Below are 13,734 nucleotides of genomic sequence, written 5' to 3' on the forward strand. Positions count from 1 at the left end.
GAAGCCGCGCATGATCGGTTCCCTGTCTCTACCGACCGTTTTATCGAAAAACGATAAAACAACATTGACTTGTGATCGCTCCTGGTGTTTATTGATAAACAATAAACACAGGAGCATCGCAAATGAACACAAAACCAATCTCACTGAGCTTGCTAAAGCTTTTTGTCAATGTCTGGTGGTGGGGACTGATCGCGACAGCAGCTATCGCATCGCTTTGGATCACACTCGCACCGTCGGCCATCGACCATCGGTCGTTCACTGGATACGCTAGTCATATCGACACGTCGCCACTGCAGGCGATCGACCGAAGCGGTCATGAAGTCAACGTCGAATTCGACGGCCCTGCGAAAGTCAAACTTACCTACGCCGATGCCATCGAGACCGAACCGCCAGGATTCAAATACAAAGCCCTTGCGTTAGTGTTTCTGGGCGCAGCGTTTTCCGTCTCGCTCTGTTTTGTCAAACAGCTTCGCGATATCGTTCGGACCATCGACCAAGACGATCCGTTTGTCCCCGAGAATGCGTCTCGACTGCGGACGATCGGAATGCTGATCATGCTTTTCGCATTTGCCAAAGGCCTGGGACAATTCTTGATTTCCGGCTATGCCGACACGATGGTCACACCGACCGGCTTTAATCTAAACGGTCGCCTGGAATTTCCCGCCGGATTGTTCACCGTCGCGATCGTCGTCTTGGTGCTGTCGGAAGTCTTTCGTCACGGCACTAGAATTCGCGAAGAACAGTCGCTGACCATTTAGAGCCTATCCGAAAAGAGGCCTGACCCCTTAAATGATTCGAATAAAGCTTTCCGAAGTGATGCAAGAAAAAGATGCGTCACTAACTGAGCTGGCGGATGAAGTCGGAATCACGCTGGCCAACCTTTCCATCCTTAAGACAGGCAAAGCAAAAGCCGTTCGCTTTTCCACACTTGATGCGATCTGCCGAGCGTTGAAATGCCAACCCGGTGACATCATCACCTTCGAAGATGACTAATATCGATGCGACTTAAGTTCGCTGGTGAGCAACAACCAACCGTGTCGACTTTGCGATCCACCCTACAAGTCACCGTACAGGCTTTTACCGTACAGGCTTTTTACGACGAGCCTGATTGATTTCGCATTCTTCTGGATCATGCACTGACTCCAGCTGATTCAGCGAATCTTGAATGCGAATGCGATATTCCTCGACCGATTCTGATTCATCGGGAAGGATCGGTTCGGCAAAATAGGCGTCGATCTTCGTGAAAGGCACCGGAATCTGCATCCGGTCCCACGTTTTCGACAGGATGAAACGCTTTCTTGGGATCGTGACCACGTTAAGGACTGCGGCACCAGAAGATCGCGAAAGAACCGCGATCCCCTTACGAACATGATTTCGAGGCCCACGCGGTCCGTCGACAGCAAGCACCACCGATGCGTCGATCGCAACGTGTTCGATCATTTGATCAAGAGCTTGACGTCCGCCTTTCTCGCGATTGGTCCGCCGACTTGATCCACGGACAGCCTTGATTCGAAGCAATCGATAGGCCGGAATCAATAATTGGCCATCTTCAGAAGCTGAAACCATTGCCGCAGTGTTCGGCTCGCGATTGATCGCTGCGGCGACCGAATGGGCATGAAGGATCGAAAACGCGTAAGGCCGTCCCGCATCACGCAAACGCTCGCGAGGATCATTGTGTGCTGTCACACGACATGTCACCCGCAGGGCGAGCATGACGAATCCCAGCATCCACGATTGAACCGTCAACAAGACCGACATAAGGGTACCACTAAGAAAACTCGATGGAATCCGCCTCGCGAAACTGCCTGTATCACGCTTGGTACTTCACCAACTTTGGAGCGCCGCATCGATGCGATCCCGGGAACGCCTATCAACACAAAAGCCCATCCGCTTCATCTGGCTTTCGCGTCGCCTCTTTTCGTGATCGCAATAGCAAAGCTGATCGGCAACGTATCGTCCAGCTAGGCATGCCAAAAAAAATATCGCCTCCCACACAGGAGGCGATACCCTTCAAACGTTCTAAGCCGATGTCACATTGGGACGCCGTTTGTGACGACGCTTTGCCTGCCCGGTCGCCTGTTGATGACTCGAGTGCTGCCCCTTGGACTTGCGAGCCTTTGAATTCAGCGATTTTGAATTTTGCGACTTTGTGGAATTGCCTTGCGGTCGAGGCGACGAACCGCGACGACGGCCACCGTGCGATCGTTTTTTTGCCGGAGATCCTGATGAAGCCGAATGTTGAAATTCGGGATTCTCAATCCGCAGCTTGAAACCGATCAAATTTTCGATCGCTTTCAGCTCTTGCATCTCACCGGAGGTACAAAACGAAACCGCCACACCCTCGGCACCCGCACGCCCGGTTCGGCCAACGCGGTGGACATAGCTTTCCGGTTCGACAGGCATATCAAAATTGACAACGTGCGATACGCCGTCGATATCGATACCACGAGCCGCAACATCGGTTGCGATCAAGGTCGTCACGCGATTCTTTCGAAAAGCCTCCAACGCACGCTGACGCGCTGATTGCGACTTGTTGCCGTGGATCGCCAACGCCTCGATGCCTTCGCGGGCAAGCTTTTTAACGAGGTTGTTCGCTCCATGTTTTGTGCGGGTGAACACAATGGTGCGGTCGACTTGGTCGTTGGACAAGAACGAATGAAGCGCCTTGACCTTGCCACTCGTTTCAACAAAGCGCAAAGACTGCTTCACGCCATCGGCGGTCAGTGCTTTGCTGGGTACAGTCACGCTGACGGGATTGAACAAGAATGTCGCGGCTAGCTCGCGAATTTTTGGTGACAGCGTCGCCGAAAAGAACATCGACTGCCGATCCTCGGGAAGCTTCGCGACAATTTTGCGAAGTGCCGGGAGGAAGCCCATATCAAGCATCCGATCGGCTTCGTCCAAGACAAAAATTTGGATGTCAGCGAAGTTGACTTTGCCTTGGTCCATCAGGTCAATCAAGCGACCGGGTGTCGCGATCAGCACGTCAGTGCCTTTGCTGAGCGAGCGGACCTGTGCGTTTTGTTTAATGCCACCGTAAACAAGCGTTTGGCGGAACCGCATGTGCTTGCCATAGTCAGCAAAACTGTCCGCGATTTGAATCACCAATTCACGCGTCGGGGCCAAAATCAAAACGGTCGGGTGATAGGGCCGAGTCTTCGGCTTTTCACAGCCCAAGTAATCAAGAATCGGAATCGCGAAAGCCGCTGTCTTTCCGGTGCCGGTGCTGGCACAACCAAGAATATCAAGCCCTTCGATCGCTGGCGGAATCGCTTTTGATTGAATCGGGGTGGGTGTTGTGTAGTTCAACTCGCGTAGTGCTTTTTCAAGCGGGCTGAACAATTTCAATGTTTCAAAACTTTGCATCTAAATAACTCCACTCGACACACGCATCCATCGTCGCTGCGATGTGGTCGGTGCTGCCTATTGGCGATTTTGCTTCGCACGGGATCAAGAATAACGAAGCGGAGACGAATTCGTCTGGCGGCGAAAAGTGCTGGCATGAACCGAGGGCGTACATTCCCAAGGCTGCTGATCCATCAGCGACAATACCGCGTGAACTGAACTCGCTGCCAACAAGAATGCGAACGAGTGAATTGCGTCTAATGACGCAAACCGCTTCTCCAATGGGTCAACACGACCGTTGTTTAGCGGCAAATGGCAAACACCGGTTTGCCGTTAGAGAAGTTTCTTCCTACCTCAGGTGGGCTTCTCTTGATCGGACGACGCGACTATTGAACGTCGCCTCTCTCATTCATCCGATCGATTCATGCATTTGGGTGCTCATAGGACACACCAATTCACCTAAGCCTACAACCATGGCACCTAAATGCCAACTGCAATTGTCAAGCCTTGTTCAATTTGCACCAACGCGGCGCGTTACAAAGCTCTTTGGTGCGACACGGCACCAAAGTATTCATCCATCGGTTGCCCGGCACCGCCCCCCGACCGGCTACGAAGCGACATTGGCCCCCAATCCAACGGCAATTCTTCATCTGTCGCTCATACGACTTTTGCCAGCTTTTGACGGCCCAGCCTGAGACGCGGCTGCCGCGATAGACGGCCCCAGGCGTGCTTTCTGTATCGCAACAGGAATTCACGAAAAGTGTTTAAGCGGTTGTGCAGAGTTCTTCGCAGGTACCCACAACCAACTCTGGTGCGAATTGAAACCAACAAATTCACGAGAATAACAATGTCCCTGAAAAGCCTGCGACTCAAGTTCGCTTCGGCACTTGCCGCATTTGCCGTGATCACAGCAGGGGTACAAGCATTTGCCCAAGCTTCATCGAATGTCGAACTTCCACGATCAGAAACGATCGCTAGTGAAACAGCAGCCTCTAACAATATCACCAGCTCGAACCAGCCGCTCTACCAACGGCTATGTGAGCTCAATCGAGGATGGCTAGACCTTACGCCCCGCTTCGACCAGCTAACACAGCCGGTGAAGATGAATAGCGAGCACTCGCTGATCCAAATACACCTTCGCTTGGTAACGCTTGAACTTCTCGCCGCAGACGTTTCTCATCTGACGCCAGAGCAGAAATCAAACCGAGCAAAGCACATTGAAACCCTGAAGGCTTATACCGCCGCAGGTAGGTTCCCCAAAAACATCTATATCGCTGGCCGATGCCCGGTCTTTATCGATGCAAAAGGAACCCACTGCGCCGTCGGTTACCTCATTGCCGCCTCAGGCAATGCTGAGCTGGCAGAACAGATCAACGCAGAACACCAGCTAGACTTCCTTGCGAATATCAAAACCGATGGCCTTTCCCAGTGGCAGCAGTCATCAGGACTTGGATTAAACGAACTGGCTCTCATCCAGCCAACCTACCACCACTTCCGCAGCACAACGCTTCGCTACCCAAAGGAGCTTGAACAGCTAATTCTTGGTAACCCCGAACCACTGCGTGACTTGATCGAGAACGGAAAGCTAAGCGTCCACGCCAAAGCAAGCGGAAAGACATTGCTGCACTTTGCCGCCGCAGCAGGTGAACTGGATTTGGTTAAGCGACTGGTCGAAATGGGCGCAGATATCGAAGCCTGTTCGGATCTTGGCTGCGAAAAAACCTCGCTCACGAAAGCTGGTCGCTACAAACTGGTCAGCATTCTTTGGGATCAGCCTGTCAAAGTTTCTAGCGATGGCAAACGCGGCATTGGGGTTTATGGACCGGTATTCGCCACCTCTCGCGGCGGCTTTGTTGCGGACGTGCTGACAGATTACACGGGTGGGACCGCTGGCTTAAATGCGTTGGACTATGCCACACGCCCACCAACGGGGAGCGGCTACCGCATGGTCTCATACCGAAAAATCAGTCCAATTACGTTCGGAATGAAAAAGCTCCCTGTCGACGAAGCGTTCGAAGAGCTTTTGAACAATCGAAAGGCGGTCGCTCAGTGGCTAATAGAACAAGGCATGCAAACGTTGGAGCAACGAGAGCAAGCTTCGAACCATGAAGGCAACTGACTCTCCTCAGCAATGAACCATCCCGACAGGTGCACAGGAACTTCCGCAGATCAAGACTTTTCAGACGCAGGTCTTGTGCACCTGCGATTCGACAAACAGACGAAATCAAGCGGCCCGTTGACGGTCTTTCTTAGACGATATCTTGTGAGTGACACCAGGCTTGGGGTTCGTCCTCAATTCAAGCAGACGGACTAACGGCACCGCTTCGCCGACATTTGGCAATGAAAACGCCCCTTCGAAGTTGACGTTTATCCCGTTTCATCATGTCGCTCAGGCGGATCGAAATGATCGGTTGGATGATGACGGTTGCCAGCCCGATAAGCAGACCTACCAATCGGATAAAGCGATACCTTTTTGACGTGTCTGGTGACCGACAATGAATGTGAAAACGTTGCGAGTACTTTTCACTTTGGCTGCCTTAGGGTTTACCCAAGCTAGCGATGCCCGAGGCCAAGAAACATTCCAATCGCCCTCACTGATTCGCCTGCAGCAACAAGTCGATGCGCAAGCGTTTGAAATCGATCAGCTGAAGCAATTGCTGAATGAACAGCAGACCGCAACATCACTTCCCTTTGGAATCTTCCCTGACGACAGTGACACCGACTGCACACCAGGAAGCATCGCCCGCATCCCCTTGGTCATCCAACAGCCGGTCGAAGTCGATTGCGATGGCTTACTCGAATCCGGACCATCGCATCAGACGATTGATTTCTATTCGGACTTCAATAAAGGGTTCACGATCGTTCCCTTTGACAAACAAGCTCATCCCTTTCAGCTAAAAATCTGCAGCTGGATTCAGTTTCGACATCATGACTTCGAACAAGACATCACCTCGTGGACCGATCAATCGGGCACAACTCGTTCGGTTCGACACCGCAACGTATTTGACATCGAGCGTGCCCGTCTTGTGTTTAAAGGATATGCCGTCGACGAGCGTTTGACCTATTTCCTGCAGCTCGATGGCGACACAGATGGTTCACACACGGTTGACTTCATGGATTATTGGTGGGGATGGCAACTGACCGAAAACTTTCGAATTCAGATGGGCAAACGCAAAGTCCCCGGAAGCCGCCAGTGGATCATGTCGGCACGACGCACTCGCTTTGCCGACCGCCCGATGGCAAACGATTTCTTTCGACCTGATCGAACCGTCGGAATCTTCGGAATCGGAACGATTGGCGAGCGCTGCCAATACCAACTGATGGCCGGAGATGGCTATCGAAATGCAAATGTACCTAACTCACGCAGTGACGATCGCTTCGCATTTGCCGCCAGTAGCTACATCGATCCTTGGGGAGACTTTGGCGGGCAACTCGTCGATTTTGATCATTCCTGCACCCCACTGGTCCGAATTGGACATTCATTCGTCTATTCAAAACAAACGTCTGACCAAAGAGGTGTGCCACTGAGTGAAGCTGATTTCGTCCGGCTTTCTGACGGAACGCGTTTGACGCAAACCGGTGCGATCGGCCCCGGGGCGACGGTATCGAATTACGACATCTACATGTATGGAATTGATGCTGCGATCAAGTACATGGGCTGGAGCTTCGATTCTGAGATATATATGCGATGGATCGAAAGCTTGACCGCTGATCAACCTTTGCCGCAAAGCAGCCTGGAACAGCATGGCTTCTACGTCGAAGGCGGTCGGTTCCTGATACCCAAACGACTCGATGCGAACCTTCGATATTCGCAGGTTAGTGGGATGTTTGGAAACGGACTCGAATATGCAGTTGGCTTCAATTGGTATCCGCTGTCTGTCCCCCAAGTCAAAGTGACGTTCGATATTACAGAGTTAGACAGCAGCCCATTGCAAAGCACACCGAGTGATATTTTGGTCGGTGACGATGGAACGTTATTCCGGACACAGTTTCAGGCGGAGTATTAGGCCACAAATTCAGTAGGTCACTTCGTAAAAAATCCTGACCTGAAATCCTCACCCGAGCCGCGCGGCACCTGGTTGTGCTGTACAACTTAGGCTTTGGAGAGGACAACGATGGCGAAGAAGAAAAAAGCGGCGGCGTCAAAAGCTTGGTTCAAACCTCGGTTCACAGGTCAACGGCTCTGCTTTACTGGCAAGCCTGGCGGCTACGGCGACTCTCGAGCGGATTTCGAATCATGGGCTCGTGATGAAGGCGCCGAGATCGAAAAGACCATCAACGATAAAGTTGACCAGCTAGTCGTGCTAGAAAAAGGCGCGACCGCCGGGACCGTCAAAAAAGCGGCTGCCCTGAATAACAAGGGCGCGGCGATCGTCACCATCAGCGAATCTGACTTTCGCGAAGCGTTCGTTCCTGACGAAGACGAAATCGTTGCACTCGTCGCCGCCGGTGACCTAGGTCGCCAGCGATTGCAGGAATTGTTTCAACGCAGCCATAGCTATTATTATGGGAAAGGCGAATCGATCGACCTGACATCGACCAATCTTCGTGGTGCAGACCTTGTCGACTTAAACCTTCGCCCAGTCAAGCTTGATGGGGCCGACTTGCGTGAGTCGCATCTCAAAACGCTCGAAACGGGTATTCTTCGCAGTGTTCGCATGGACAAAGCACATGGCGAGCACTTTCGACCATCCGGGATGACGAACTGCTCCTGCAAAGCCGCGAATCTGCCACATATGTTCGTCGGATACCAAACCTACGGCAACAAACAAGATCTCAGTGACTGTGATTTCACAGGCGCGAATCTGGACGACTCCTACTTTGGCTACGTTAAAGTCATCCGCACGACCTTCAAAAGGGCCATCCTGACGGAAGCAGACTTCCCAAGCGCCAGCCTTACCGAAGTCGACTTCACCTCGGCTGACCTCAGCCAATCCGAACTTACGAATGTCACAATCAAAGATTCAGCTTTTACCCGCGCAAAGCTGTGCCAGGTAAAGCTCTCACATTCGACGCTTACCAATGTCAATTGCCGCAATGCCGATTTTACGGGTGCCAGCCTGAACGGAACCGTCTTCAAAGACGTGGATCTGACCGGTGCAAAGTTTGGCGACACATTGTTATTTGGCACCAAGTTCGAAGGCACCACCGACATTTCGAAAGCCAAGGGACTGCAACTGCCAACGATAACCGCAGTCAAAACCGGCAAGGCATGTCGTGACCTCTCGGCGATCGTCAATAAAGCGGATGCGATTTCGATCACCGGTGCGGTTCAATTGAAAAGCGGCGTCGTTCAAATTGAAATCGACAAAGGCAATTACTATCGGTCGGACTTCGTTTCCAAATTCTCTATCGAGATCGACGGTTCGACGATTAGCGATACCACCTATCTCAAAACCTTTACGAATGCTTTGAAGCACGCGGGTGAGAACTGGGGACATGGCGAACTGAGGTTCGAAACCATCAAAGTCAAGTCTTCCAAAAGTGCTGTGAAAGGCAAAGCATTGCAGGAAGCTGTCATCGCAGCACTCGCCGAAGTGTTTGATACCGATATCCCTTCCGATGACGACCTCAAAGCAGCAAAGAAAAAGTCGCAGGCCAAGTCAGATCAGATCAAGCAGGACTTGCTCGATGAAATCCGTGGCGGCAAAGCCGGTGTCGCAGCATTCAACGCCCGCGACAATCAAGTTCTTGTCGACAAGAAACAAAACCAGCTTCGGAATGAAGACTTCTCATCGGCAAAGCTAGCCGGATTATCGGCCGAAAGCTTTGATTTTCAAGGAAGCAAATTCAATTCAGCAGCCCTACGCAAAGCAGATCTGCAGTGGGCGAAGCTGAAGAAAACCGATTTCAGTGCTGCTGACCTGCGAGATGCAAACTTGAAAGGTGCCGTCGCAACCGAAGCGACCTTCAGTCTTGCAAAACTGCAGAAAGCAAATCTCGAGTGGTGCACGCTCGACAAAGCTAACTTTGAAGGCGCCGATCTCACCGGAGCAAACTTGGCGGACGCTAGCTTGAAGGGCACTCAGTTTGCCAATGCCAAACTTAAAGATGTGACTTGGGAAGACAATGTCTTTGACGAAAAGACAGCCTTCCCCAATGGTTTTGAAATCCCTGAGACATTGAAGTTTGCCGGTATCGGCATTGACCCGCGCATTGCCGAAGCGTTGCCGTCAATCGATGAAGAAGTCATCGACTTTGATAGTTTCATGGATCGGTTGAAGCTGACGGTTGACAAATCCCGTTTGTCCAAATCCATGAAAATGCTCAAGGCGGATCGCTTTGAATTGTTTTCTGAAGTCTCCGATGAAGCATTTCGTGGTGTCGTCAAAAGCCAAACCGATGCCTCGCTCGTCTATTCATGCCAACTGACGTCGGCAGGCGAATTCACCTGTTGCACACAAAACCTAAACCCTTGCGGCGGGCTGCGTGGTGCGTTGTGCAAACACCTGTTGGTTCTAATCGTTGGCTTGACCAAAGGTGGAATGCTTGATGCAAATAAAGCGGCAACATGGGCGCATACCAGCTTGGGTAAAAAACCCGAGCTAGACAAAGACCAAATGTCGGAGGTCTTGCTAAAGTACAAAGGTGCCGAGGCGGGAGAAGTCGACTGGCGTCCGATGGAAACGATCCCCGAAGATTACTATGCGTTCTAATTGATGTCAGAAGTCGACGAAATCGTGCAAACGATCAGCCACCTCCAGCGGCTGTTCGAAGATTTGGCCATTCGCGGGTTGCGGACTTGTGGTGCCGAACACTTAACAGTTCTTCGAAATCTATGCGATGAGCTAAACGGGATCGGCGCGAAGTACCTGGGCAACAGTATCGATGAATTGATTCGATCGATCGAAAACGACGATCGTGCCGCTGCGTCAAAGCTATTGCGTGCCCAATCGACCCTTCGTACGTTCGAGCGAGTCCTTACACTACAAGTTGCTCAGCAGTTACTCGTCAGCAGCACTGTTTCAAATCAGCACTGCTAATCAGTAGCGGAGAGCAAGTCGAGTCATGAGCAAAAAGAAGAAAGGCAAAAAGCACCTCTTGTCCGGCAAGACTGTTGCCTTCTTTGGACAGTTTTCTGACTGGCCCAGATACCATGGTGGCAGCCCTTGCGAAGTTGTCAAACGCCTCGGTGCATCCGTCTGCACGGACGTCGACAGCTCATTGGACTTTCTTGTCATCGGCGACGGACGTCAAAAAGGTCGAGCAACGGCGATTCGCAAAGCGATCAAACTAAATTCCAAGGACGAAGGCAGTATCGAAATCCTTGATGAGCCTGCGTTTCGCGATCTCGTCCGCTTGGACATGGCCGAAAAACGTTTTGCATTTTGTGGCGGTTTCGATTGCTGTCCACAAGACTTCGACGCAAAGCTGCTTTCCCAGATGGTCGAAGCGGTTGGTGCGATCGTCCAGCCAGAAATCGATGAATCGCTTGACTATCTTGTCGTTGGCAACCGTCGCGCCAAAGGGAAATCCGCCGCACAGCGTGCGGCGACAGAACTTAAAGACGCAGGAGCATCGATTGCCATTATCGATGAAGAAGGATTCTTGGAACTGGTGCGACAAGAGATGCCCAAAGAATCGGACGAGATGTCCTTCCCGACGTTCGTTGGCAATCTCTACAGTGTTGTCAACGAAAAGAAGATCCAACGTGCAATGAAGATGTTGCAGTCGGAGAGCTTTCAGCTGTACTCGATCCTTGACGATCATCATCTAATCGGAGTCGTCAAAAGTCAGACGAGGGACGACATCGTCTATGTTCCGTACTTGGAAAACAATGGGCGGTACGGATGTACGACGACCGATCTGTCAGACTGCATGGGACTACAGGGAAGTCCCTGCAAACATCTTCTTGTACTGATGATCGGCTTGGTTCAAGCGGGTGAATTCGATTCAAAGTTGGCTTGGACATGGATTCGCGATGCCGGGAGACGCAGTCCCAAACGCGATCTCGAGTTCACGACAAAAATTTTGCTGCAATACAAAGGTGTCGTCGCCGGTGAAGTCGATTGGCGACCGACCGAAACGATTCCCGAAGATTACTATTCGTTGTAGCGACCGACGGAATCATGAAGCTGCCCCAAGATGATCGCCAAAAACTGCTACGACTCCTCGATGACGTAGCTAGTTCGATCGAAGAATTGCTGTTGACCGGACTGACAACGGCATCGAAGTCAACGCGTCAAACGCTTGATGTCTCGTTCCGCGAAGCGTCACGGATGCGATTGCTGCGACTGGGATCGACGCTGCGTGCTTCCAACGAAGAACTTGGCCGATTCACCGATAAAGACCCTCGTTTTTCAGCCAAACGTCTGACGTTTTTCTTGAATCGTGCCTGGATGTTGTGCCGCGGTCTTTCGCATGCTCTTGCTGAAAACGACGAAGACGAGTTTGACCGTTTACTCTGGGTACCTGCGACCGAACCGGTAAAGAAGCTGGAACTGGTCACGGTGGGTGTCTCGAAGAAAGAAGTCCAAAACGCCTACTGTGCCTTCGAGTTTCGTTTTCGAACGCTCTCCAAATCCGGCAAGCGGATCCCCAAGCATTATCGCTTAGTTTGGTCCTGCATTTTCCCAATCAAGCCCGGAACCGAGATCCCTGCCGAAGGCTTCTTGCATTTGCCCCAGCGGCAAAAGTTCAAAGCAAGCGACCTCATGGAAGGCAACAAGATCACGATTCAAAACTGTGCAGTCGCCGTTGACGATTTCGGAGGTGGACGGATCAGCCTGAACGAAAAGAGCACCGTCGAAACTGGCGAAGCATTTACCGATTGGGAGTCGCTTTTCCATTGGGATCTGGAATCAGCCATCAAACGCATTGAACAACATGAGACCAGCCCATTCGATCTAGACATCGAAATGCAAGAAGAAGTCATGTTCGATCAATGGACGATGGAAGCGAAAATCGATCAAGGTCGTGAGGGACAAAACGTCTACCCACTGTCCGCCAACGGCTTGCACCTCGACGCTGTCGTCTCGCAAGCGAACGAAGGCAAAGCCCTTCGAAAGAAACTCGATGGCTACCGAAAAAAGAAAACCAGACCAACGATCTTTGGGCTAATGCACTATGAAATGTGCCGACTGATCTTTCAACCACTCACCGTGTTCGAACCGGACGGCCCGGTCCATCTGATGATTTCTGAAGATAAAATCGATCGCGCCGCATTGCTACAAACACTGAAGTTCACTTGACGCTAGAGCCATGGCAAAGAAAAAGACTGTAAAGAAGAAGGCCGCATCACGAAGCGGTACAACACAGCCTGCGAAGTCAACCGAACAAGTTCGTGAACCTGCCGAAGTTCGCTATGCGGATCAGATCGAATCCCTCATTCAAAATGATCAGACGACACCGCCAAGGGCCTGGCGACTATCACCGCGTGCTGTCCTCGATTACATCGTTGGTGGTAAAACGCTAAAAGCGACCATCAATGGCAAGTCGCAGCAGGTCGAAATCACGCGGAAGTTCTTCGGCGACGATTCGATCGTTGAACGGGCGATCGTCACACTGGCTTCGGAAAGGGCGCTGCTTTTAGTCGGCGAGCCAGGAACCGGAAAAAGCTGGCTTTCGGAACACTTGGCTGCCGCGATCAGTGGCAATTCGACACTGACCATACAAGGGACCGCCGGAACCACCGAGGAGCATATCAAGTACTCCTGGAACATCGCACGTGTGATTGCCGAAGGCCCTACGCCCAATAACTTGATCCCATCACCGACCATGGTGGCGATGCACTCCGGCGGTTTGCTCCGTTTCGAAGAAGTCACCCGTTGTGTACCGGATGTGCAGGATTCCCTCGTTTCGATCCTTTCGGACAAAGCGATCGCGGTACCGGAATTGCCGGATGCGAATATGGTTTGGGCCAAACCCGGCTTTAACGTCATCGCAACGGCCAACTCACGTGACCAAGGTGTGAACGAATTGTCTGCGGCGCTAAAGCGTCGTTTCAATTACATCCACATTCCGATCGTCGCCGATCAGAAAACCGAAGTCGAGATCGTCCAACAGCGTTCGGCAGAATTGATTCAGCAGTACGAACTGCCCGTCCAAATCAGTCCACCCATTATCAAAATGCTGGCGACGGTCTTCCGTGAAATCCGCAACGGAAAATCATCCGAAGGTGTCAGCGTCAAACAGCCCACCACCACCCTTTCGACGGCCGAAGCGATCGGATGCGCACTTGACGCCGCATTGCACGCCAGGTTCTTTGGCTCAGGCAAAGTGAACCCCGGCGACATCGCCCGAAACATGATCGGGTCGATTGTCAAAGAAGACACCGCCGACTTAGCCGTTCTGAAGGAGTACGTCACGATCGTTGCTAAAAAACGTGCGCGTAGTGACAAGGCTTGGCAAGAATTTCATGACGCGATCGTTTCGCAGCTGAACTAATTC

The 13,734-nt window shown here is 51.8% G+C and carries 11 protein-coding genes; 9 read left to right on the forward strand and 2 right to left on the reverse strand.

The genetic code is table 11. The annotated features are described in order from the left end of the window. The first annotated feature begins 122 nt into the window (after positions 1 to 122). Together LOC67_RS06855 and LOC67_RS06860 are read left to right on the forward strand one after the other, a co-directional pair. The gene (locus tag LOC67_RS06855) at positions 123 to 758 is read left to right on the forward strand and encodes a DUF2975 domain-containing protein (protein WP_230261788.1); all 636 of its coding nucleotides are present in this window, start codon (positions 123 to 125) and stop codon (positions 756 to 758) included. A gap of 31 nt (positions 759 to 789) precedes the next feature. Then, positions 790 to 993 carry a helix-turn-helix domain-containing protein gene (locus tag LOC67_RS06860; protein WP_230261789.1) on the forward strand — a complete coding sequence of 68 codons (204 nt, stop codon included), beginning with the start codon at positions 790 to 792 and terminating at the stop codon, positions 991 to 993. An 84-nt stretch (positions 994 to 1,077) separates the two neighbouring features. On the opposite strand, the gene LOC67_RS06865 is transcribed toward LOC67_RS06860, so the two are convergent. Both LOC67_RS06865 and LOC67_RS06870 read right to left on the reverse strand, forming a co-directional pair. Further along, positions 1,078 to 1,758, reverse strand: coding sequence for a DUF374 domain-containing protein (locus tag LOC67_RS06865; protein ID WP_230261790.1), 681 nt, complete (start codon positions 1,756 to 1,758; stop codon positions 1,078 to 1,080). 261 nt (positions 1,759 to 2,019) lie between these two features. Further along, the gene (locus tag LOC67_RS06870) at positions 2,020 to 3,366 is read right to left on the reverse strand and encodes a DEAD/DEAH box helicase (protein WP_230261791.1); all 1,347 of its coding nucleotides are present in this window, start codon (positions 3,364 to 3,366) and stop codon (positions 2,020 to 2,022) included. Between the two features lie 826 nt (positions 3,367 to 4,192). Here LOC67_RS06870 and LOC67_RS06875 point away from each other — a divergent pair. The 7 genes from LOC67_RS06875 (at position 4,193) to LOC67_RS06905 (ending at position 13,731) form a co-directional block, all read left to right on the forward strand. Further along, positions 4,193 to 5,464 carry an ankyrin repeat domain-containing protein gene (locus LOC67_RS06875; RefSeq protein WP_230261792.1) on the forward strand — a complete coding sequence of 424 codons (1,272 nt, stop codon included), beginning with the start codon at positions 4,193 to 4,195 and terminating at the stop codon, positions 5,462 to 5,464. Positions 5,465 to 5,840: 376 nt separating this feature from the next. Further along, entirely contained in the window at positions 5,841 to 7,352 is a 1,512-nt protein-coding gene (locus tag LOC67_RS06880) for a porin (protein ID WP_230261793.1), read from the forward strand. Positions 7,353 to 7,460: 108 nt separating this feature from the next. After that, a complete protein-coding gene (locus LOC67_RS06885; protein ID WP_230261794.1) occupies positions 7,461 to 10,001 on the forward strand; it encodes a pentapeptide repeat-containing protein in 2,541 nt (846 codons plus the stop codon). A gap of 3 nt (positions 10,002 to 10,004) precedes the next feature. Beyond that, positions 10,005 to 10,328 carry a hypothetical protein gene (locus tag LOC67_RS06890; RefSeq protein WP_230261795.1) on the forward strand — a complete coding sequence of 108 codons (324 nt, stop codon included), beginning with the start codon at positions 10,005 to 10,007 and terminating at the stop codon, positions 10,326 to 10,328. 25 nt (positions 10,329 to 10,353) lie between these two features. Next, a complete protein-coding gene (locus LOC67_RS06895) occupies positions 10,354 to 11,400 on the forward strand; it encodes a hypothetical protein (protein WP_230261796.1) in 1,047 nt (348 codons plus the stop codon). 14 nt (positions 11,401 to 11,414) lie between these two features. Next, positions 11,415 to 12,536: a hypothetical protein gene (locus LOC67_RS06900; RefSeq protein WP_230261797.1), complete on the forward strand. Its 1,122-nt coding sequence runs from the start codon at positions 11,415 to 11,417 to the stop codon at positions 12,534 to 12,536. A 10-nt stretch (positions 12,537 to 12,546) separates the two neighbouring features. Beyond that, a complete protein-coding gene (locus LOC67_RS06905; protein ID WP_230261798.1) occupies positions 12,547 to 13,731 on the forward strand; it encodes an ATP-binding protein in 1,185 nt (394 codons plus the stop codon). The last annotated feature ends 3 nt before the right edge of the window (positions 13,732 to 13,734 follow it).

Origin of the sequence: Stieleria sp. JC731 (genome assembly GCF_020966635.1) — a bacterium.
Lineage (GTDB): Bacteria > Planctomycetota > Planctomycetia > Pirellulales > Pirellulaceae > Stieleria.